Here is a 20915-nt window from a genome sequence, read left to right as displayed (position 1 = left end):
GCGCAGGATCGCGGAAACAGTGGCCTCATCCGCCCCGGACACCACCGACTCCACGATGCAGCGTCCAGGTTGAGGGTGGGTGTCAGTGGTGGCGTTGGTGGTGTTCGGGTTGGGTCGCGGGGAGGGGGAAGCCGGCTCGGTGGAGCAGGCCCTCGACGCGGACCCGTTCGATCTCCCGGTCGAAGCCGGTCAGCTCGCCGAGGTGCTCGGCGATGCCCAGGGCCCGGCAGACCGTCCGCAGCTGAGTGTCGTACGCCTCGACCACCGCGACGTTCCAGACCACCGTCCGCCCGACCGGGGCGACCCGGTTCTCGCCGAGCCGCCGCAGGTGGGCGACGGCCTGCTCGACCGGACGCCGGTCGGGACGGTCGAACTCGGTGAGGTCGATGTCCCGGGTGAGCGCGTCGGCCTCGAAGGCCCGGTCGAGCCGGGCGATCGTCCGCCGTTCGCGCCGCCGGTCACGCCACCGCGCGCACCGGCCGGCGATCCCGCCGGCGGCCCGGCCGGTGACTCGGCCGGCGGCCCGGCCGGTGACTCGGCCGGCGGCCCGGCCGGTGACTCGGCCGGCGACTCGGCCGGTGATCCGGCCGGAGCGGCGCAGCAGGGCGACCGCCGCCAGCAGCCCCGCTGCGGCGACGAGCGTCACGGGCAGCGCTGGATCGACTCCCACGCATCGACGCTAAGGCCCGGCCGACCCGGGCCGCCACCGGTTTCCCGGTATCCGCGCCATCCGCACGATCGACACGCTCAGGTTTGACGTTGTCACTCTTCGCAGTCAGGCGGGTTCGACCGTACTCAGCAGTCCGGCGACACCACGTAGAACCGTGGGACGGGCAGCATCCGCACCCGCAGCCGGGCCCCCTCCCGGCGCAGCTGCCAGGCCAGGGCGAGCAGGGCGACGGTCAACGAGATCAGCCCACCGATCCAGATGCTGGCCCCCGCGCCGAAGGTCTCCGCGACCCAGCCGATCAGCGGTGCGCCGACCGGGTTGGTACCGAGGAAGACCAGCACCCAGAGGGCCATCACCCGGCCCCGGAAGGCGGCGTCGACGCCGAGCTGCACCCGCTGGTTGGCCGCCTGGGCGAAGTAGACCATGAAGAAACCGGTAGGCACCAGCAGCGTCACCACCAGCCAGTACGCCGGGGCCAGCCCGACCAGGGTGCCGAAGACCGCGCAGCCGACCGCGGCACCGAGCACCACCCAGACCGAGGGTCGGCTGCGCCGGCCCGTACCGGCCAACGCCCCACCCAACGCGCCGACGGCCAGCGCGGTACTGAACAGACCGAAGGTGGCGGCACCGGTCTCGAAGACGGTCTTGGCCAGGGCGGCGAGGGTGAGCTGGAAGTTGAACAACGTCATGCCGATCACCGACATCAGCGCCATCGGCAGCACCAGGTCGGCCCGGCGGGCGACGTAACGCAGGCCGTCGATCACCCTGGCCGAGTCCCGGTCGGCGATCGGTGGGAGGTCCTTGCGGTACAGCTCCTCCGGTCGCATCCGGACCACGTTGGCCAGCGGGGCGATCGAGCTGATCGCGGTGACCAGGAAGACCGGACCGACGTCGACGGCGGCGATCGCCAGACCGGCGACGGCGGGGCCGATGATCCGGGCCGAGTTGAACACCGCCGCGTTGAGCGACAACGCGTTCGGCAGCAGCGAGGTGCCGACCAGCTCGGAGACGAAGGACTGCCGGACCGGGGTCTCCACGGCGTTGGCCACGCCCAGCAGGGCGGCGAAGACGAAGACGTGCCAGAGCTGGACCAGTCCGGTGATCACCAGTACGGCCATCGCCAGGGCCAGCACGCTCCAGAACGCGTTGGCCACGAAGAGCAGCATCCGCTTGTCGTACCGGTCGGCGAGCCGCCCGCTGAGCAGCGTGAGCAGCAGCACCGGGGTGAACTGGAGGGCCACCACCACGCCGAGCGCGGTGGCCGAGTTGTCCGTGAGTTCGAGCACGAGCCAGTCCTGGGCGACGAACATCATCCAGACGCCGATCAGTTTGATCAGCTGCCCGGACGCGAAGAGCCGGTAGTTACGGACGTTCAGGGACTGGAACATCGTGCTCAACGTGGCTTGCACGCTTGGTGCGCCTCCTCGCCGTGGTACGCGTCATCGACAGCGGACGGCGCGGCGCGGTTGGCGCGGACCCAGATCGGTCGTCGACCAGATCGGTCGCGGGCCGTTCAGTCGCGGGCCAAGGCTTGGAGGATCTCGGCGGCACGCCGCAGCGTGTCGCGTTCCTCCTCGTCGAGCTCGGTCAGCCGGCGGGCCAGCCACTCGTCGCGGGCCCGCTCGAACTGGTCGAGCACCCGCTGGCCGCCCTCGGTGGCCGCCAGGATCACCTGGCGACCGTCGGTCGGATGGGGGGTACGCCGGACCAGCCCGCGCCCCTCCAACTTCGCGACGATCCTGGTCATGGTCGGCGGTTGCACCCGCTCGATGTCGGCCAGTTCCCGGGGCGTCAGCGCACCCGCCAGCCGGAGACTGGTGAGCGCGCTGAGCTGGGTCGCCGTCAGGTCGCCAACCGGCCGGGCCTGGCGGACCCGTCGGTTCAACCTGGTGATCGCATCACGCAACTGGCCAGCCAGCTGCGCCGGTGGCACGCGTCTCGCCGTCACCGTCCGCTCCGTCACGATAGTTAGCATAACTAATGAGCATGGCTAACGAGGTGCGATATGACCATGCTCACCGGCGGTTACAGCAGGGCCGACTCGATCGGCCCGCGCAGGAAGTACAGCACGAAGACCAGGGCCACCCCGTACAGCAGCGGGTGCACCTCACGCGCCTTGCCCTTGGCCAGCTTGACCACCACGTACGTGATCAGACCGGCCCCGATACCGTTGGAGATCGAGTACGTGAACGGCATCAGCACGATGGTGAGGAACGCCGGCACGGCGATCTCGTAGTCCGACCAGTCGATGGTGCGTACCGCGGTCATCATCAGGAACCCGACCACCACCAGGGCGGTCGAGGCCGCCTCGAACGGCACGATCAGCACCAGCGGGGCGAAGAACATCGCCAGCAGGAACAGCGCGCCGGTGACCAGGTTCGCCGCCCCGGTACGGGCCCCCTCGGCCACCCCGGCCGCGCTCTCCACGTACGCCGTGTTGCTGGAGACGCTCGCCGCGCCACCGGCCATCGCGCCGATCGAGTCGACCAGCAGGATCTCCTTGGCCCGGGGCGGGGTGCCCTGCTCGTCGAGCATGCTCCCCTCCTGCCCCACCGCCACCATCGTGCCCATGGTGTCGAAGAAGTCGGTGATCAGCAGGGTGAAGACGAACATCAGCACGACCAGCCAGCCGGCCCGGCCCCACGAGTCCAACACGTTGAAGTTGCCGAGCAGGGAGAGGTCCGGCACGTCCACGATCGTGCTCGGCAACTCCGGGACGTTCAGCGACCAACCCTTCGGGTTGGCCACCCCGTCGACCACTGACGGGCCGACGTTGAACAGCGCCTGGATGACGATCGCCAACCCGGTCGAGACCAGGATGCCGATCAGGATCGCCCCGCGCACCCGACGTACCACCAGTACCAGGGTCAGCAGCAGCCCCACCACGAAGACCAGCATCGGCCAGCTCACCAGCTTGCCGCCGATGCCCAACCCGACCGGCACGGTGGTGTTCGCCGCGTCCGGGATCCGCCTGACGAAACCGGCGTCGACCAGACCGATGATGGTCAGGAACAGCCCGATGCCGACCCCGATGGCGGTCTTCATCTGGGTCGGCACCGAGCGGAACACCGCGGTCCGCAGGCCGGTCAGCACCAACACCCCGATGATCAGACCCTCGATCACCACCAGGCCCATCGCGTCCGCCCAGGTCATCTCCGGGGCGATCTCGTACGCGACAAGCGCGTTGACGCCGAGCCCGGCAGCGACCGCCAGCGGGAACCGGCCCACCACGCCCATCAGGATGGTCATCAACCCGGCCAGCAGGGCGGTGGCCGCCGCCAACGCCGGGATGGCCAGGCTCTGCCCGTCCCCGTCCAGCGCGGCGCCGAGGATCAACGGGTTGAGCACCACGATGTACGCCATCGTGAAGAAGGTGGCCAGGCCACCCCGTACCTCCCGGCTCAGCGTGGAGCCCCGGGCCGAGATCTCGAAGTACCGGTCGAAGCCGTTACGTGGTCGAGCGGGCTCGGGTGGCGTGCCGTTCTCGGGCGGCGCTACTGCCATCGGGACCTCACAGGGATCATCGACTGGTCGCCGGCATCGTCGCAGATCAACGACGGGCTGGGAAGCAGGATCGCGTACCCTCGGGGTCATGGCCCCGCAGCCGATGCCCCGCCCCGAGCCGCTCGACCCGCCGATGGTGCCGTTCGTGCTCGCCGGGATGGCCGCGTGGGCACTGGCCGGGGTGGTGCTGCTCGTCCGGTCGGACTGGCTCACCGCCAACGGTCACCAGCACTGGCTCTGGACCTGCCTGGCCGGTTTTCTGTGGGGCCTTCCCGGTCTGGCGGTGATGATGCGGCACGACGCGAAACGCCGCCGTCGCCGCGCGGCCGCCGGACTGTCCTGACCTCGTGACCCGGTCAGCGCAACGCGGCCGATCCGACGGTCCTAGCTCGCCGACTCGGCCGACTCGGTAGTCCTAGCTCGGCGACTCCGCCGGCTCGGTCGACTCCACCGGCTCGACTGACTCGGCCGTCGGGGACGTGGGGCTCGCCGGCTCGGCCGCCGCGAGGTCGACGTCGCCCGACCCGGCCGGCCCCGGCGCGGGGTTGACCGTCATCGCCTCGACGGCACTGTCGTCGTAGACCGTGGGCAGCTCGTCGACGGGCGTCTCCGCCGTGTCGACCAGGGCCTCCGAGTGCGCGCCGCATCCGTGGTCGGCGCTGACCACCCGACCGTCGTCCGGGGCGTAGAAGTTGCCGCAGGCCCCGAAGGACTGCCGTAGCGCACCGGCCAACGGCAGGTAGAAACCACAGCTGCCACAGCGGGCGGCGGCGGGGGCGGAGATCGCGATCGGCGCGCTGGGGCCGTGCTCGCCGTCGTACCACCGTTGGGCCGTCTCGGCCCGGCCCTCCCGGGACAGCACCCGGGGCCGACCGAGACCCAGCTCCCAGGCGGTCTCCTCGACCGCCGGGTCGTCGGAGAGGACGTACCCGGGGGCGAGCCGGTCGTCGTCGTGCGGAGTGAACAGCAGGTCACCCGGGCCCAGGTCACCCGGCTTGAGCCGCTCCTGCCAGGGCAGCCAGCCAGGGGCCAGCAGCGCGTCCGGGCCGGGCAGCAGCACCGTCTCGCAGACGGTCACCTGCCGGCTGCGGGGCACCCGGGTGACGGTGACCGCCCACCGCCAGCCCCGGTAACCGGCCAACCGACACTCGAAGTAATGCGTGACGAGCCGGTCCGCCTCGGCGAGAACCTGAAGGTGCTCGCCGACGTCGTCGGCACCCACCTCGGTGATGCCGGCGCGGGCCACCTCGACGGCGGCGGCACAGACCTGGTCGAGGCGGGCGGCGCGGGTGGAGGCGGGCCTGGTCACCCGACCATTGTTCCCCATGCCCGCCGACCGGCGACAGGGGCTCCCCGCCAACCTTCTGCCACAGTGGTGGGCACGGGCGCAGCAGATGGGTGAGGATGGTGCACATGCCGTTGTTCTCCCGCTCCGGGCGGTCCGCACTCGGGCGGACCGTCGGCACCGGCATCCGGGCCACCCGGCTGCTGTTCCGCGGCTCGGCCCGCAGCGGACGCTGGGTCACCCGGCAGGCCGGGCAGGCCCGGACCCGGGGCGCCGGTGGCGAGACCGGCATGGTCCGACTCTTCGACCTGCACGCCGTCTCCTGTGCCGGGGACACCCTGATCGCGATCGGCCTGGCCGGGACGATCTTCTTCAACGTTCCGCTTGGTGAGGCGCGCAGCAAGGTGGCGCTCTACCTGCTGGTGACGATGGTGCCGTTCGCCATGCTGGCACCGGTGGTCGGTCCACTGCTCGACCACTTCCGGCACGGCCGGCGGTACGCGCTGGCCGTCACCATGCTGGGCCGGGCCTTCCTGGCCTGGTTGATCTCCGACTACATCCACGGTTTCGGGCTCTACCCGGCCGCGTTCGGTGTCCTGGCGCTCTCCCGGGCGTACGGGGTGGCCCGCTCGGCGGCGGTACCCCGGTTACTCCCGGACGGCCTCGGCCTGTCCCAGGCCGGCGCCCGGGCCAGTGTCTACGGCACGATCGCCGGCGCACTGGTCGCACCGATCGGCTTGGCCGCCTTCTGGTTCGGCCCGCAGTGGCCGCTGCGGGTCGCCTCGGTGATCTTCCTGATCGGCATGGTGGTCGCGCTACGGCTGCCACCGAAGGCCGACTCCGAGCCACCGGAGCGGGTCCCCCGTCCACTACGGGCGCTGTGGCGCCGCGACGGCGACCGACCGTTGGGCCGGGGCCGACCGGCCGGCCGCCTGGTCATCGCCACCCTGACCGGCGCCGCCACCCTCCGCGCGGTCTACGGTTTCCTGCTGCTCTTCCTGGCGTTCGCCCTCAAGAAGGGCGACCTGGACACCACCTTCTTCGGCCGGGACCTGGGCCCGGAGCTGGCGCTCGGGGTGGTCGGCGGCGCGCTGGCCGTCGGCACCTTCCTGGCCACCGCGATCGGCACCCGACTGCGTATCCACCGGCCCGCCGCCCTGCAGTCCAGCGGCCTGGTCATCGTGGCCGGCGTGGCGATCCTGGCCACCCTGAAGTTCTCGCTGGCCATGGTCACCCTGCTCTGCGTGGTGGCCGCCCTCTTCAGCGGCATCGCCAAACTCGCCGTGGACGCCTCGATCCAGGAGCGGATTCCGGAACGGCTGCGCGCCAGTTCCTTCGCCCACTCCGAAACCGCGCTGATGCTCGCCTTCGTGGCCGGCGGCGCGCTGGGACTCGTCCCCTTCACCGGCCGGACCGGCATCGCCGTCGCCGCCGCCGTCGCCGTGCTGGCCGCCGCCCGGGGGGTACTGGTGGCCGGTCGACTGCGCGCCGAACGCCTGGTCGGACGCCCGCTGGCCGACGACGAACTGTCGACCACTTCGCCGCCCGCCGACGAGCCGGGCCACCACCCCAGCCCGGACCGACCCGGCACCGACGGGCCGGGCCCGGCCGGAAAGCCCATCGACACCGGCGACACCGGTGGTGCCGACGATCCCACCCCCACGTCACCGGCACCCGCCGGCCCACGCCCGGCACCGACCGACGCGACCCGGACCGCACCACCGGGCTACCACATCTACCGCCCCTCCTCCACCGTCGGCGGTGCCGCGGGCAAGGACGACAGCGGTCGCCGTGAGTCACCCGGCTCACTGCCGTGACCGACCCGACCGGAGACCCGATGCCGACCGCAACCGACACCACCGGCCGCACGAAGCCGGGCGGGACCGGCACCCCCGGCCGCACGAAGCCGGGCGGGACCGGCACCATCGGCCGCACGAAGCCGGGCGGGACCGGCACCATCGGCCGCACGAAGCCGGGCGGGACCGGGCCGGGAGGCCGCACGAAGCCGGGCGGGACCGGGCCGGGAGGCCGTCGGTGACTGGGCTGTTGGTGGTGACCGCGGTGCCCGCCGAGGCGGAGGCGGTCCGGCAGGGACTCGCCGATCCGACGACGGTGACCGTGGTACCCGTCGGAGTCGGCCCCGCCGTGGCCGGTGCCGCCACCGCCCGGCTGCTCGCGCTCGCCGAGGCTGCCGGCCGGCCGTACCAGGGGGTGGTAAGCGCGGGCGTCGCCGGCGGCTTCCCCGGTCGGGTGCCGGTCGGCGGGACCGTGCTGGGTGACCACAGCGTCGCCGCCGACCTGGGTGCCGAGTCCCCCGAGGGGTTCCTCCCCGTCGAGGAGTTGGGCATGCCGGCGGAACTACTAGGTGCGCCGAGCGTGCTCGCCGCCGACCCGACCCTGCTGACCCGGCTACGCCAACGGCTGCCCGGGGCGACCGTCGGGCCGGTGTTGACGGTAAGCACGGTGACCGGCACCGTCACCAGCACCGCCGCCCTGGTCGCCCGGCACCCCACCGCCGTGGCCGAGGCCATGGAGGGGTACGCCGTCGCGGTCGCCGCCGACCAGGCCCGGCTCCCCTTCGTCGAGCTGCGCACCATCTCCAACCCGATCGGCCCCCGTGACCGGGCTGCCTGGCAGCTCGGTACCGCGCTGACCGCCCTGACCGCTGCGGCGGCGGCGCTGGGCCCGACCGGTGATCAAGCAGCTACGCCGCCGGGCTGCTGACTGCGAACGGCACCCCCACCAACACGAAGCAGCGCCACCCAAACCAGCCACCCCAAACCCCGCAAATCCCCCAATCACGCCCCCCGCCATCGCCCAAAGCCGGGCTCCGAGGTAGATCTTGGACACTTACCGTCGAAATAGAACGGTAAGTGTCCAAGATCTACACCCGGATCGCATACGCGAGCCGGGCGGCGGAGCAGGGCGAGGGGCACGGGGAGCAGGGCAGCGCGCGGAGCAGGGCAGCGCGCGGAGCAGGGCAGCGCGGGGAGCAGGGCAGCGCGCGGAACAGGGCGAGGGGCGCGGGGAGCAGGGCAGCGCGCGGAGCAGGGCAGCGCGGGGAGCAGGGCAGCGCGGGGAGCAGGGCGGCGCGGGGAGCAGGGCGAGGGGCACGGGAGCAGGGCGGCGCGGGGAGGGGAGCTAGGCGGGTTACCGTGGGGGCGTGGCGCTCTCCCTGGCGATCTCGCCCTGTCCCAACGACACGTTCGTCTTCGACGCCCTGGTGCACGGGCGGGTGCCGGGAGCACCACCGGTCGAGGTGACCTTCGCCGACGTGGACGTGACCAACACCGCCGCCGAGCGGGGGGCCTACGACCTGGTCAAGGTGAGTTACGCGGCGCTGCCCTGGCTCCTCGACGACTACCACCTACTGCCCTGTGGTGGTGCCCTCGGGCGTGGCTGCGGCCCGCTGGTGCTCACCCGGCAGGACCACCCGACCCCGACGGGCAGGACCGGGGGCAGCACCCCGACGGGCAGGACCGGGGGCAGCACCCCGACGGGCAGGACCGGGGGCAGCACCCCGGCGGGCGACCTGACCGGGGCCACCGTGGCGGTCCCGGGGGACCGGACCACGGCGTACCTGTTGTTCCGGCTCTGGTCGGCGCAGCGGCCACCGGCGCGGATCGAGGTGGTCCCGTTTCACGAGATCATGCCGGGGGTGGCGGCCGGGCGGTACGACGCCGGTCTGGTGATCCACGAGGCGCGGTTCACCTATCACCGGCACGGGCTGACCGCCCTGGTGGACCTGGGCGAGTGGTGGGAGGCCGACACCGGCCTGCCGATCCCGCTCGGCGCGATCCTGGCCCGCCGGGGCGTGGTCGACCCGCAGGCCGCCGCCGGGTGGATCCGGGAGTCCGTCCGGCAGGCCTGGGCCGACCCGGCGGTGAGCCGACCGTACGTGCTGGCACACGCCCAGGAGATGGAGCCCGACGTGGTGGACCGGCACATCGACCTGTACGTCAACGAGTTCACCGCGAACCTGGGGGACGCGGGGCTGGCCGCCGTACGGGCGCTGTTGGGTCGGGCCACCGAGGCCGGGCTGGTCCCTCAGACCTCCAGCTCGTTGGCGACCGCGTGGACCAGTTGAGCGATCTTCTGCGCGGTCCTGCGGTCGGGGAAACGCCCCCGCCGCAGGTCCGGCTGGACCTTCGCCTCCAGCACCTTGATCATGTCCTCGACCAGGCCGTGCAGCTCCTCGGCCGGGCGTCGCCGCAGCTCCGCCATTGACGGCGGGGCGTCGAGCAGCTTCACCCCCATCGCCTGGGCGCCACGGCGGCTGTCCACCACACTGAAGTCGACCCGCTGACCACCCTTGAGGTCGGTGACACCCGCCGGTAGCGCGCCCTTCGGCAGGAACACGTCGCCACCCTCGTCACTGGTGACGAACCCGTATCCCTTGGCCGCGTCGTACCACTTCACTCGACCCGTCGGCACCTTCAGACCCCTGCTTCGCTCGAGACGACTACTCCGTCAAGGCTAGCCGGATCATGGCGTCGAGTGCCGCCGGGAATCCGGTGAGATCGTCGAGCACCTGCGCGGCCCCCGCGTCGCGTAGCTCCTGCGCCGTGCAGGGGCCGGTGGCGACCGCGATCCCGGGCACCCCGGCCGTGTCGGCGGCCACCATGTCGGCGGTGTGGTCGCCGACGTAGTGGGTCGCACCGTGTTCGCGCAGCGCAGTGGCCTTCTGCTCGGCGAAGAGGTCGCCGGCCAGCTCGTCGACGGCCAGGCCGAGGTGGTCCAGGTGCAGCCGGGCCAGCGGGCCCATCTTGGCGGTGACCACCATCACCCGGCCGCCCCGGGCGTGCACCGCCTCGATCGCCGCCTCCGCGCCGGGCATCGGCACGGTGGGCGTGATCGCGTACGCCGGGTACAGCTCCCGGTAGACCAGCACCGCCGCCTCCACCTGGTCGGCCGGGAACCAGCGGGCGAGTTCGGTACGCAACGGGGGTCCCAGTCGGGACACCACCGCGTCGGTGTCGACGTACACGCCGGTACGGGCGCTCAGCGCGCGGAACGTGGCGGCGATGCCGGGACGCGAGTCGACCAGGGTCATGTCGAGGTCGAAGCCGACCGTCAGAAGGGGCATCCCGCGACGGTACCCGGGGACGCCGCACCCCAGCCGGACGTCCGAGGGGCGCAAGGGCCACCCATCGGGCTAGCGTGGAACGACGATGACCACCTCACTCGCGGACCACCTGCGGTCGCTTCCCGACGACGCCCTCGCCGCGCTGCTCCAGTTGCGGCCGGACCTGGTCGTACCGGTGCCGGCCGACTTCGGCGCGCTCGCCACCCGGGCCAACTCCCGGGTCTCGGTGGCCCGCGCCCTGGACGGGCTGAACCAGTTCACCCTCCTGATTCTCGACGCCGCCCGGCTGACCCGGCATCCCGAGGAGGGCACCACCTCCGTCGAGGCGGTGCTCGCCATGGCCACCGCCGGCGCGCACCCGCCCGCGCCGACCAGTGTCCGTTCGGCGGTGCAGCGGCTGCGCGCCCGGTTCCTGCTGTACGGCCCGGAGAGCGACCTGCGGGTCGTCGAGTCCGTCGACGAGCTGGCCCCGTACCCGGCGGGGTTGGGTCGACCGGCGGCGGAGCTGGCCCCGGCGACGGCGGCGCTCTGCGCGGACCCGGCGAAGCTACGGCGCACGCTGCTGGCCGCGCCGCCCTCGGCCCGGGCGATCCTGGACCGGCTGGCCGCCGGACCGCCGGTGGGCAGCGTCCCGCCGGGGGCGTTGCAGGCACCGGCGGCGGGGGCCGAGCAGAGCCTGCCGCCGGATCCGACCAACGGCGGCACCCCGACCGGTTCGCCGGTGCGGTGGCTGGTCGACAACCGGCTGCTGGCCGTGGTGGCCGGCGGTCGGGCCGGCACCCCGGGCACCGTGGAGCTGCCCCGGGAGGTCGGGCTGCTGTTGCGCCGGGACACCGGCCCGCTCGGCGCGTTGCGTTCCGCGCCGCCGCCGGTGGCCGCCGCGCCGCGCGAGCCGAAGGCCGCCGACTCCGCCGGGGCCGGGCAGACCATGGAGCTGGTACGCCAGACCGAGGCGCTGGTGGAGCAGCTGACCGCCGAGCCGGCGCCGATGCTGCGTTCGGGCGGTATCGGGGTACGTGACCTGCGTCGGCTGGCCCGTACGGTCGGGGTGGACGAGTCGGCGACGGCGTTGCTGCTGGAGGTGGCGCACGCGGCCGGACTGATCGGCGAGCTGGACCTGCCCGGTGCCACCGGCGGCCGGTACGGCGCCGACCAGCAGGTGCTGGCCACCGCCGGGTACGAGGTGTGGCGGGCCGGTTCGCTGGCCCAGCGGTGGGAGCAGCTGGCCCGCGCCTGGCTGACCATGTCCCGGCAGGCCGGGCTGGTCGGGCAGCGCGACGACCGGGACCGCCCGATCCCGGTGCTCTCCGCCGAGGCGGAACGGGCCGGTGCGCCGGCCGCCCGGCGGGCGGTGCTCGGGGTGCTGGCCGATCTGGTGCCGGCCACCGCACCCACCGCCGAGGAGGTGTTGGCGCTGCTGGAGTGGCGGGCGCCGCGCCGCAGCCGGGGCCGGGAGGCCGCCCACCGGCAGGTGCTCACCGAGGCGGCCACGCTGGGCGTGACCGGGCTGGGGGCGCTCACCTCGTACGGGCGGCTGCTGTTGGACGACGTCACCGCCGCCGACGAGCGGGACACCGATCCGTTGGGGCTGCTCACCGAGGCCGATCCGGGCCAGGCGTCGACAGTCGTGCGGGCGTTGGACGCGCTGCTGCCGGCACCTGTCGACCATTTCCTGGTGCAGGCCGACCTGAGCGTGGTGGTGCCCGGTCCACCCGATCCGGCGCTGGCCGCCGAGTTGGAGGTGGTGGCCGAGCACGAGTCCGCCGGTGGGGCCAGCGTGCACCGGGTCAGCCCGGCGAGTGTCCGGCGGGCGTTGGACTCCGGGTACTCCGCCGACGACCTGCACGGCCTCTTCGCCGCCCGGTCGCGTACCCCGGTGCCGCAGGGGTTGACGTACCTGATCGACGACGTGGCCCGCAAGCACGGTGGCCTGCGGGCCGGCTCGGCCGGCGGGTACCTGCGCAGCGACGACGAGTCGTTGCTGGCCGAGGTGCTGGTGGACCGGCGGTTGGAGGCGTTGGCGTTGCGCCGGTTGGCCCCGACGGTGCTGGTCACGCCGTACCAGATCAACCGGCTGTTGACCGCGTTGCGTGACGCCGGGTACGCCCCGGTGCCGGAGGACGCGGCCGGGGCGATCGTGTTGTCCCGGCCGAAGGCCCGGCGGGCCCCGACCCGGGTGCCGGCGGCGAGCCGGGCGGTCGATCCGCTGGCCACGCCGAGGCTGGCGATGCCACGCCTGCTGGGGGTGGTGGAGCAGATCCGGCGGGGCGAGGCGGCGTCGCGGGCGGCCCGCCGGGCACCGGTGTCGGTGCGCGGCGGCACCCCCACCGAGCGGACCGGCCCGGTGCCGGTGACCGGCCACGCCGACGCCATCGCCGTGTTGCAGCAGGCGGTACGGGAGAAGGCGCTGGTCTGGGTGGGCTACGTCGACGCGCACGGGGCGACCGCGTCGCGGCTGCTGCGGCCGGTGTCGATAGGCGCTGGTTACCTGCGGGCCGAGGACGAGCGCACCGAGATGCTGCACACCTTCGCCCTGCACCGGATCACCGCGGCGGTCCGGGAGAAGTAACCGGTCAGCGGCGACTGCGCCGGACGCTGCCGATGATCGTCACGGCCAGCAGCAGGGCGAACCCGGCACCGGCCGCCTCACCCACCGAGGCGACGAAGCCCTGCTGGAGCACCAGCCACCCGAAGAGAAACCACCCGAACAGCACGATCGCGGCGAACGCGTACGCCATCACGGTGGCCGTGGACACCTCCTCGACCGGTGTCCGTTCCTCCCCGGAGATCGCCTCACGGTCGACGGTCATCGCCTCAGCCTCCCCGTTCGTCCGGCACCGGCCCTACCAGGGTGGCACCGGTACGGGCGAAGTGACAGGTCCGGACGGTATTTCGGCGTGTAACACTGGTAGGTCGGCCCGGGGCAGGTCAGCCACGGTCGGCCGGCGACGTCACAGCGCAGAGAGGACACCCGGGTGAGCGGTGGACCACTGATCGTGCAGTCCGACAAGACCCTGCTGTTGGAGATCGACCATCCCGACGCGCAGGCCTGCCGGATGGCGATCGCGCCCTTCGCCGAGCTGGAACGCTCTCCGGAGCACGTGCACACGTACCGGTTGACCCCGTTGGGGCTCTGGAACGCCCGCGCCGCCGGCCACGACGCCGAGGGCGTGGTCGACTCGCTGATCAAGTACTCCCGCTACCCGGTGCCGCACGGGCTGCTGGTCGACGTGGCCGAGACCATGGACCGGTACGGCCGGCTGCAGCTGGCCAACGACCCGGCGCACGGCCTGGTCCTGCGCGGCCTGGACCGGATGGTGCTGATCGAGGTCGCCAAGAGCAAGAAGCTCGCCGGCATGCTCGGCAACAAGCTCGACGACGACACCATCGCGGTGCACCCCTCCGAGCGGGGCCGGCTCAAGCAGGCGCTACTCAAGCTGGGTTGGCCGGCGGAGGACCTGGCCGGGTACGTCGACGGTGAGGCGCACCCGATCGAGCTGGCCGAGGCGGGCGGGGACGGGTCGAAGCCGTGGACGCTGCGGTCGTACCAGCGGGAGGCGGTGGAGGCGTTCTGGGCCGGCGGCTCCGGTGTGGTGGTGCTGCCCTGCGGCGCGGGCAAGACCCTGGTCGGGGCGGCGGCGATGGCCGAGGCGAAGGCGACCACCCTGATCCTGGTGACCAACACGGTGGCCGGCCGGCAGTGGAAGCGGGAGCTGATCGCCCGCACCTCGCTGACCGAGGAGGAGATCGGCGAGTACTCCGGCGAACGCAAGGAGATCCGCCCGGTCACCATCGCCACGTACCAGGTGCTCACCGCGCGGCGCGGTGGCGCCTTCACCCACCTGGACCTGTTCGGGGCCCGGGACTGGGGGCTGGTCGTCTACGACGAGGTGCACCTGCTGCCCGCGCCGATCTTCCGGTTCACCGCCGACCTGCAGGCCCGTCGCCGGCTCGGCCTGACCGCGACCCTGGTCCGGGAGGACGGCCGGGAGGGCGACGTATTCAGCCTGATCGGCCCGAAGCGGTACGACGCGCCGTGGAAGGACATCGAGCAGCAGGGCTGGATCGCCCCGGCCGAGTGCACCGAGGTACGGGTCACCCTCACCGACGCCGAGCGGATGTCGTACGCGACGGCCGAGGCCGAGGAGCGGTACCGGATGGCGGCCACCGCGCGCACCAAGCTGCCGGTGGTCCGGGCCCTGGTGCGGCGGCACGCCGACGACCAGGTGCTGGTGATCGGCGGGTACATCGACCAGTTGCACCAGCTCGGCGAGTACCTCGACGCGCCGATCATCCAGGGGTCGACCACCAACAAGGAGCGGGAGCGGCTCTTCGACGCGTTCCGCTCGGGTGAGGTCCGTACCCTGGTCATCTCGAAGGTGGGCAACTTCTCCATCGACCTGCCGGAGGCGGCGGTGGCGATCCAGGTCTCCGGCACCTTCGGCTCCCGGCAGGAGGAGGCCCAACGCCTCGGCCGGGTGCTGCGCCCCAAGGCCGACCGCCGGCAGGCGCACTTCTACACAGTGGTCTCCCGGGACACCATCGACACCGAGTACGCCGCCCACCGGCAACGCTTCCTCGCCGAGCAGGGGTACGCCTACACCATCGTCGACGCCGACGACGTCCTCGGCCCGCCCCTACCCTCGGTCGACTGAGTTACGCGGGTCAGCACGAAAAGCGACGACAGGCGATACGGCGACCAGCGAAAAGTCGGTTCGACGGCGAACCGGTGGCCCTCCTGGGCCGTAGTGCGACGTGGCCGGGCAGCACCGGCCACGCCCAGACACCAGGAGGACGACGATGAGTAATGCCGGGTACGACGAGTACATGGACTTCCTGGCAGACCAGGCCGCAGTGGCCCAGGCCCGCGTCGACAGCCTGCCACCGTCAGGGGGACAGCAGGCGCTGATCAGTCTCGACAACGCCGTCCGCGCCCGCACCGACCTCGACCCCAATGTGCGGAACATGCTCACGAACGCCCTGGCCTACACGGGCCAGGCCTACGGATACGAGGACAACCGACTGGGCCTCGACCAGGTCCTGTCGACGCTGCAACGGCACAACCTGACCGGGGACCCCCTCTACCAGCAGGCGACGGGGGTCCGGCAGCGGCTCGTCGCGGAGCACGACGCGCGCACGAACTGGGACCCGGCCGACTACCGGGGCCCGGCGCTGACCAGCGAGGCGGCCGGCTGGGGAAGCCCGGCGGGGACGTCGCCGTTCTGGTCCACCCACCTCGATCCGACCTTCCCCCCGCCCCAGGCTCCCCGGCCCTGGGCCGGACCGCCCCTTCCGCTCCCCCCGCTGCCCCCGGGGGCGCAGCCGCTGAGCGCCGAGGAGGTGGCCGCGCTTGAGGCGAGCAGGTCCGTCGCCGAGGCGGCGGCCGGGCGGAGCCGGCGCGGAGCCACCGGCGGTGCCGCGCCGACCAGCAGCGCCACCCGCGAGCACCACGGCCGCGAGCACCACCGCCGCTCCGGCAACCAGTCGCATCGACCGTAGCGGGTCCGCTGACCGTGAGGAGGAGGCGACATGTACGACTACCCCGGCCGTGGGCCCGCTTCCCTCGGCGGTGCCCAACAGGCCGCGAAGGAGCGAAGCGAGCGGGACTTCACTGAGCTCACCGAGGCGCTTCGCGATCTGCGCAGGCTGACCGACCGAAGCCACTGGTCGCGTGTCGCGCCTGTCCTCGACGAGGCAAATGCGTGGCGCGAGGCGAATAGCGACAGCCTGGAGAGCGTCCGGTCAGTCAACCTGACCCTGGCCAAGCTGGCAAAGCGGCACCTGATCGAGTCCGGCCTGGACAAGACAGACTACGCGTACCTGCTCACCAATGAGGTGATCGGCAATTACCAGGACGCCGCCGTGGTGGATTTCAGGTCGACCGGTCACACCTGGTCGGCTCCCGAGGTCACCCTGCCGAGGGTGCGGTACGGCTCGGAGACCGCCGTGACCAGCAGTGCCGCCGCCCTGCAGTCCCCGCCGCCGGCCAGACAGCCACCACGGAACCCCCTCCCCGAGGGCACCAGGAAACTCGCCTACGACACGATGACCAGCCTCTGGCAGACTCTGCACGAGCGGGTCTCCCCCATCTCGAACGAGACCCTGAGCCAGGTGGACGGCCTCCTCGGGCAGCGGGCGTCCTGGCGACCGGAGCCGGACCCGAACGACGTGCGGCAGAACCTGTCCGCGGTCCGCGGCGTGCTGGCGGCCCTCCGCAGACCGGACGGCCGCGTCGACGGGTCGAACTGGGGACTCTACACAGCCGCCTCGCAGGCCAAGGAGACCTTCAAGGCGATTGCCGCGGCCTTTCCCGCCTCACGGACCGGCCCCACGGATCCCCCGCGTCCGGCCGTTCGACGGGCGACGCACCCGGTGGCGGGGAACGCATCGGAGAGTTCCCTGCCCGCACCGGCCAGGGCAGCCACCCTGCCGCACTCGATGTCCAATCCGGCACCATCCTTTCAGGACAGCAGGCGGTCACTGGAACGGGCCTTTCTGAACGAGCGCCCCCATCTCGCACCGGAGCTCACCGGGAAACTCAACTACCAGATCGCGAGGATGGTGAACATTGGCCCCGACCAGCAGGCGGCAGCCGCCGCCACCGTCGTGGGGATGATGGTGGAGGCAGGTCATGTCAGCGGCCCGTTGTACCGGGCGGCGACGGACCTGCAACGACTACACGGGCAGGGTGGAGCGTCCCCGACGCGCCCGTCCGCCCCGCTGTGGCAGCAGATGCCCGAGTCTTGGCGACATCAGACCGCGCAGTCCGCGCCCTCCGGGTACTCACCGCCGGCAGGCGGATCGAGCCAGGCCCAGGGCCGTCCCGGGGCGGGTCAGCGGCGGTGACCCGCCTGCCGCCTCCGGGACCCGTTCCGTTCACCTTCGGGTAGGGATCCGGCCGTTTCGGCTTCCTAGCCTGGCCTCGCCAGTGGTTCCGAGGCGAGGAGTCCTCCCGTGGTACGACAGCCCGTCGACCCCGCGCAGATCCCGTTGCCCCCCTCCCGCGACTCCAGCCCGGCAGTCTCCCGGCAGCCCAGCCCGGCGGTCTCCCCGCAATCCAGCCCGGCAGTTTCCCGGCAACCCAGCCCGCCGCCGTACCCGGGACACCGCCCACCCGGCTCGCTGGAGTCGGGTGGGTACGAGCCGGTCCGGCGGTCGTACCTGGACGGGGACCTGGCCAAGTCGATCGGGGCGGCCGTCGCGCTGGCGGTGCCCGGGGTGGGCATCGCCAACGTGGCCGGTCAGGGCCAGCAGTTGGCCACCGCCGGGGTCGGTGTCTCCATCGCCACCGCGATCGGCGACGCGGCGAGTGAGGTGGTCAAGTACCTCCAGGAGGGCCGGATCAACGTGCCGAAGCTGCTCGGCGGCGTCCTCACCTCCGGTGGGCTGCTGGTCAACGTGGGTGGCATGGCCAACCGGGTCGATCCGACCCGGTACGCCGGCATGGGCGTGCAGGACGTCGGCCTGGTCCTCAAGGGGGTCGGCGAGGGGTACCGGTGGGAGGACGGCACCCCCGCTCTGACCCGTACGCCGAGCGGGGACATCGCCAAGATGGTGGGCGCCTTCGTCACCACCGCCGCCCCGGTGCTACAGGCCGTGGCGCTGCGCACCCAGCGCCAGCTGGAGCAGCGCAGCCTCGACACCGGCGGCACCGGAACGGCCGGACCGATCCCGACGGCGGTGGCCGCCGCCCTGTTCGCCGGCGGTACGGCGGCCGGCGAGTTCGCCAGCGAGGTGGTCCGGGGAGTCCAGGGCAAGGGGGTGAACGTGCCCAAGCTGATGGGCGGCCTGTTCAGCGCGGTGGGCGCGGCCACCATCGCCGGTGGGGTCGCCACCGCCAACCCGGTCGCCCGGTACGCCGGCCTCAGCCTCCAGGCGGTCGGACTCGCCGCGAAGAGCGTCGGCGAGGCCCGCCGGTGGGAGAACACCAGCACACCGAGCAGCTGGTACGGCCACACCACCCCGGCGAAGCACCACGCGGCCACCCTGTCCCGCCGGGTCTCCCCACCGGGCCGCTGAGCCGGCGCGGGGTCAGAGCGTGCGGGTGATCTGCTCGGCGTCGATCAGGGCAGCCCGGCGGTCCGGGTCGAGGTCGGCGGCGAGCAGCACCGACGCCCCGGTGAGCAGCGGCGCGAGCAGCCACTTCAACGGCTGCTCGTGCTCGGCCACGTCCACCAGCAACCGGTCACCGGCCCGCAGGTCCAGCTTCCCGGCCATCTCGGCGGCGATCCGCCCCAACGCGCCGTAGCTGGTGCCGTCGGGGCTCGCCGGATCGGCCGGGTGGATCAGGTGGTGCGCGGGTGGCGTGTCGCCGTGCCGGAGCACCTCGATCGACCAGTCCAGCCAGCCGGCCGGCGGCTCGACCAGCGGCTGCGCCCCGGTGCCTACCAGGTAGCGGTGGGTGCCGGCGGGCACCTCCTCCAGCCAGTCGTCGAGCCGGGCCGGGGTGACGAAGACCGCGTCGTAGGGTCGGTCGCCGCCGGGCTCCAGCACCGGCAGGCCCGCCGTGGCGCGCGGCCGGAACGACACCGTCAGCCCCACCGACCACGCCCCGAGCAACACCGCCGCGGTACGCCAGTGCGGCGGCAGCAGCACCGCGACCCGACTGCCCGGGGCCAGCCCGCACCCGTCGCGCAGCAACCCGGCGCTGCGGGCCGCCCAGCCGCCCAGCTCGGCGGCGGTCAGCTCGGTGCGTTCCCCGGTCGTCCCGTCGAGGTAGGTGAGCAGCGGCTGCTCGCCCCCGGGAACATCGCCGGGGACCAGCACGGGAAGGGCAGCGTCCACGAAGAACTCTCCAGCCGGATACGCAGGGTGAGCACGATCGTCCTCACCCTAACCCGGTCAGGCCGGGCGGGGGTGCCCGGCGAGCGGCGCCCGAGTCAGCCGAGCTGCTTGGCGAAGAACAGCTCCGGGTACGGGTCGTCGTTGAACCGGTCCACCTCCTGATAGCCGGCCGAGCGGTACAGGGCGGTCGCCTCCGGCAGCGCGCTGTTGGTGTCCAGCCGCAGCAGGCGTACCCCGTGGTCGGTGGCGGTGGTCTCCAGTTCGGTGAGCAACCGACGGCCCAGGCCCAGCCCGCGGACCGAGGTGGACACCCAGAGCCGCTTGATCTCCGCCACCTCGTCACCCTTGAAGACCAGCGCGCCGCAGCCGACCGGCGCGGCGTGCAACCGGGCCACCAGCAGCAGCCCGGCCGGCGGGGTCAGGTCCGCCGGTTGGGCCCGCGTCAGGTCGAAGCCGGCCGCGAAACGCGAGTTCAACTCCTCCGCGTACGCCCGCAGGCAGTGCCGGGCGTCGGCGTGCGTCGGTTCGGTGGCGGTGACCTCCACCATCGAGGCGAGCAGCAGCCGTTCCACCTCGGCCATCGCCGCCACCAGCCGGTCCCGCTGCCGCCCGTCGAGCGGCGTCAGGATCGAGGCGGCCAGCTCGTCGGAGCGCCGGTCCAGCTCGGCCCGTTCGGTGACGCCGGCCGGGGTGAGCCGGATCCGGCGTACCCGGGCGTCGTCGTCGTCGGCCTCGACCACGACGAGCCCTTCGGTCTCCAGGGCGCGCAGCAACCGGCTGAGGTAGCCGGAGTCCAGGTCGAGGCGGGCGCGCAGCGCGCGGACCTCGATCCCCTCCGGACCGACCTCCCACAGCACCCGGCACTGCCCCAGCGACCGCCCACGCGCCAGGTACGTGTCGGTGAGCACCCCGATCCGCTGGGTGACCGTACGGTTGAACCGCCGCACCTGCCCCACCAACACCCCGTCCATTCTCTGACCATAGTCAGAGAAAGCCACGATCGGCAAGGTCAGGCGGGGTCTGGGTTGAACCGACAGGCATCCGGCATCCGTCATCGCCACCGTCAGCAGAGACCGAGCGAAGCGGTGAAGGACCAGGCCTGTGCGGCGGTGGCGGCAGGAAAGGCGTCCTTCTACCGGGCAGCCGGCCAGCCCGAGGAAAACCGGGATCACGTCGTCTGGGCGAACCGGCAGGGCAGTCACCTGCTCCAGAACCACCACCTTGTACAGGCCGGCGAGGCGGAACAGATCCAACACGCCAAGGCCAACGGCCGGTACTCCAGCACGAACGAGATCATGTACCACACCGACCAGCTGGAACTTGCCACGTCGACACTGGACACCAGGGTGCGTGACGCGATCCTGCGCGTGCGACCACCGACACCAGCTCCGCCGGACCAGGCCACCCTGGCGGAGGTGACGCAGGCACGGGCAGCCGGGTACCCGCCGTCGAGCCAGCACCCCACCACCCAGTTCCCGCCGCCCCCGGCCTGGCAGCAGTTCAGCGGCGGCCCGGGCAACGCACCGCCACCCCAGCTGCGAGGCCAGCGGTAGCCTCCGCCACAAGCCGCTCCGACCGGCAGAAAA

20 protein-coding genes are annotated in these 20915 nt (G+C 72.7%); 10 read left to right on the top strand and 10 right to left on the bottom strand.

The window, feature by feature from the left end:
- Positions 1 to 82 precede the first annotated feature (82 nt).
- From GA0070617_RS03155 to GA0070617_RS03140, 4 genes are all read right to left on the bottom strand, one after another.
- A complete protein-coding gene (locus GA0070617_RS03155; protein ID WP_175440418.1) occupies positions 83 to 670 on the bottom strand; it encodes a hypothetical protein in 588 nt (195 codons plus the stop codon).
- A 125-nt stretch (positions 671 to 795) separates the two neighbouring features.
- The gene (locus GA0070617_RS03150; RefSeq protein WP_091433742.1) at positions 796 to 2079 is read right to left on the bottom strand and encodes an MFS transporter; all 1284 of its coding nucleotides are present in this window, start codon (positions 2077 to 2079) and stop codon (positions 796 to 798) included.
- Between the two features lie 104 nt (positions 2080 to 2183).
- Positions 2184 to 2633, bottom strand: coding sequence for a MarR family winged helix-turn-helix transcriptional regulator (locus tag GA0070617_RS03145; RefSeq protein WP_175440417.1), 450 nt, complete (start codon positions 2631 to 2633; stop codon positions 2184 to 2186).
- A 62-nt stretch (positions 2634 to 2695) separates the two neighbouring features.
- Positions 2696 to 4174, bottom strand: a complete 1479-nt coding sequence (locus GA0070617_RS03140) for an NCS2 family permease (RefSeq protein WP_091433738.1) — start codon at positions 4172 to 4174, stop codon at positions 2696 to 2698.
- An 88-nt stretch (positions 4175 to 4262) separates the two neighbouring features.
- Here GA0070617_RS03140 and GA0070617_RS03135 point away from each other — a divergent pair, with 88 nt between their 5' ends.
- Positions 4263 to 4517: a DUF2530 domain-containing protein gene (locus GA0070617_RS03135; RefSeq protein WP_091433735.1), complete on the top strand. Its 255-nt coding sequence runs from the start codon at positions 4263 to 4265 to the stop codon at positions 4515 to 4517.
- Between the two features lie 72 nt (positions 4518 to 4589).
- Here GA0070617_RS03135 and GA0070617_RS03130 read toward each other — a convergent pair whose 3' ends face one another.
- Positions 4590 to 5501 (bottom strand): DUF3027 domain-containing protein, encoded by a 912-nt coding sequence (locus GA0070617_RS03130; protein WP_091433731.1) that lies wholly within the window; start codon positions 5499 to 5501, stop codon positions 4590 to 4592.
- Positions 5502 to 5587: 86 nt separating this feature from the next.
- Between GA0070617_RS03130 and GA0070617_RS03125 the strand changes: the two genes are divergently transcribed.
- From GA0070617_RS03125 to GA0070617_RS03110, 3 genes are all read left to right on the top strand, one after another.
- Entirely contained in the window at positions 5588 to 7276 is a 1689-nt protein-coding gene (locus tag GA0070617_RS03125) for an MFS transporter (RefSeq protein ID WP_091433728.1), read from the top strand.
- Between the two features lie 217 nt (positions 7277 to 7493).
- Positions 7494 to 8183 (top strand): futalosine hydrolase, encoded by a 690-nt coding sequence (locus GA0070617_RS03115; RefSeq protein WP_091433721.1) that lies wholly within the window; start codon positions 7494 to 7496, stop codon positions 8181 to 8183.
- Positions 8184 to 8622: 439 nt separating this feature from the next.
- Entirely contained in the window at positions 8623 to 9546 is a 924-nt protein-coding gene (locus tag GA0070617_RS03110; protein ID WP_091433717.1) for a 1,4-dihydroxy-6-naphtoate synthase, read from the top strand.
- Here the strand turns inward: GA0070617_RS03110 and GA0070617_RS03105 are convergent.
- Together GA0070617_RS03105 and GA0070617_RS03100 are read right to left on the bottom strand one after the other, a co-directional pair.
- Positions 9507 to 9893: a cold-shock protein gene (locus tag GA0070617_RS03105; RefSeq protein ID WP_091433714.1), complete on the bottom strand. Its 387-nt coding sequence runs from the start codon at positions 9891 to 9893 to the stop codon at positions 9507 to 9509. The genes GA0070617_RS03110 and GA0070617_RS03105 overlap by 40 nt on opposite strands.
- Before the next feature lie 28 nt (positions 9894 to 9921).
- On the bottom strand, positions 9922 to 10545 hold the full coding sequence (locus GA0070617_RS03100) for an HAD family hydrolase (RefSeq protein WP_091433711.1): 624 nt from the start codon (positions 10543 to 10545) through the stop codon (positions 9922 to 9924).
- Between the two features lie 85 nt (positions 10546 to 10630).
- On the opposite strand from GA0070617_RS03100, the gene GA0070617_RS03095 reads away from it, so the two are divergent.
- On the top strand, positions 10631 to 13114 hold the full coding sequence (locus GA0070617_RS03095) for a helicase-associated domain-containing protein (protein ID WP_091433707.1): 2484 nt from the start codon (positions 10631 to 10633) through the stop codon (positions 13112 to 13114).
- A 4-nt stretch (positions 13115 to 13118) separates the two neighbouring features.
- On the opposite strand, the gene GA0070617_RS03090 is transcribed toward GA0070617_RS03095, so the two are convergent.
- Entirely contained in the window at positions 13119 to 13355 is a 237-nt protein-coding gene (locus GA0070617_RS03090; RefSeq protein WP_091433704.1) for a hypothetical protein, read from the bottom strand.
- Positions 13356 to 13520: 165 nt separating this feature from the next.
- Between GA0070617_RS03090 and GA0070617_RS03085 the strand changes: the two genes are divergently transcribed.
- The 4 genes from GA0070617_RS03085 to GA0070617_RS03070 all read left to right on the top strand — a co-directional run bounded on the left by GA0070617_RS03085 (position 13521) and on the right by GA0070617_RS03070 (position 18564).
- Positions 13521 to 15200: a DNA repair helicase XPB gene (locus GA0070617_RS03085; RefSeq protein WP_091433701.1), complete on the top strand. Its 1680-nt coding sequence runs from the start codon at positions 13521 to 13523 to the stop codon at positions 15198 to 15200.
- 145 nt (positions 15201 to 15345) lie between these two features.
- Positions 15346 to 16044: a hypothetical protein gene (locus GA0070617_RS03080; protein WP_139135561.1), complete on the top strand. Its 699-nt coding sequence runs from the start codon at positions 15346 to 15348 to the stop codon at positions 16042 to 16044.
- 30 nt (positions 16045 to 16074) lie between these two features.
- Complete coding sequence (locus tag GA0070617_RS03075) at positions 16075 to 17391, top strand: hypothetical protein (protein ID WP_091433696.1); 1317 nt, start codon at positions 16075 to 16077, stop codon at positions 17389 to 17391.
- A gap of 108 nt (positions 17392 to 17499) precedes the next feature.
- Complete coding sequence (locus GA0070617_RS03070) at positions 17500 to 18564, top strand: hypothetical protein (RefSeq protein ID WP_091433693.1); 1065 nt, start codon at positions 17500 to 17502, stop codon at positions 18562 to 18564.
- A 12-nt stretch (positions 18565 to 18576) separates the two neighbouring features.
- Here the strand turns inward: GA0070617_RS03070 and GA0070617_RS03065 are convergent, their stop codons facing one another.
- Complete coding sequence (locus tag GA0070617_RS03065; RefSeq protein WP_091433690.1) at positions 18577 to 19329, bottom strand: TIGR03089 family protein; 753 nt, start codon at positions 19327 to 19329, stop codon at positions 18577 to 18579.
- A 95-nt stretch (positions 19330 to 19424) separates the two neighbouring features.
- A complete protein-coding gene (locus tag GA0070617_RS03060) occupies positions 19425 to 20300 on the bottom strand; it encodes a bifunctional helix-turn-helix transcriptional regulator/GNAT family N-acetyltransferase (RefSeq protein ID WP_091433687.1) in 876 nt (291 codons plus the stop codon).
- A 114-nt stretch (positions 20301 to 20414) separates the two neighbouring features.
- Here GA0070617_RS03060 and GA0070617_RS03055 point away from each other — a divergent pair, with 114 nt between their 5' ends.
- Complete coding sequence (locus tag GA0070617_RS03055) at positions 20415 to 20882, top strand: hypothetical protein (protein WP_091433683.1); 468 nt, start codon at positions 20415 to 20417, stop codon at positions 20880 to 20882.
- Positions 20883 to 20915: the final 33 nt, after the last annotated feature.

The organism is Micromonospora yangpuensis (assembly GCF_900091615.1).
Taxonomy (GTDB): Bacteria; Actinomycetota; Actinomycetes; order Mycobacteriales; family Micromonosporaceae; genus Micromonospora; species Micromonospora yangpuensis.
This window is presented reverse-complemented; position numbering and strand designations above follow the sequence as displayed.

Coding starts and splice junctions, on each gene's coding strand:
- GA0070617_RS03140 (WP_091433738.1), bottom strand. CDS start 4,174: ATGGCAGTAGCGCCGCCCGAGAACGGCACGCCACCCGAGCCCGCTCGA.
- GA0070617_RS03135 (WP_091433735.1), top strand. CDS start 4,263: ATGGCCCCGCAGCCGATGCCCCGCCCCGAGCCGCTCGACCCGCCGATG.
- GA0070617_RS03130 (WP_091433731.1), bottom strand. CDS start 5,501: ATGGGGAACAATGGTCGGGTGACCAGGCCCGCCTCCACCCGCGCCGCC.
- GA0070617_RS03125 (WP_091433728.1), top strand. CDS start 5,588: ATGCCGTTGTTCTCCCGCTCCGGGCGGTCCGCACTCGGGCGGACCGTC.
- GA0070617_RS03100 (WP_091433711.1), bottom strand. CDS start 10,545: ATGCCCCTTCTGACGGTCGGCTTCGACCTCGACATGACCCTGGTCGAC.
- GA0070617_RS03095 (WP_091433707.1), top strand. CDS start 10,631: ATGACCACCTCACTCGCGGACCACCTGCGGTCGCTTCCCGACGACGCC.
- GA0070617_RS03090 (WP_091433704.1), bottom strand. CDS start 13,355: ATGACCGTCGACCGTGAGGCGATCTCCGGGGAGGAACGGACACCGGTC.
- GA0070617_RS03080 (WP_139135561.1), top strand. CDS start 15,346: ATGAGTAATGCCGGGTACGACGAGTACATGGACTTCCTGGCAGACCAG.
- GA0070617_RS03075 (WP_091433696.1), top strand. CDS start 16,075: ATGTACGACTACCCCGGCCGTGGGCCCGCTTCCCTCGGCGGTGCCCAA.
- GA0070617_RS03060 (WP_091433687.1), bottom strand. CDS start 20,300: ATGGACGGGGTGTTGGTGGGGCAGGTGCGGCGGTTCAACCGTACGGTC.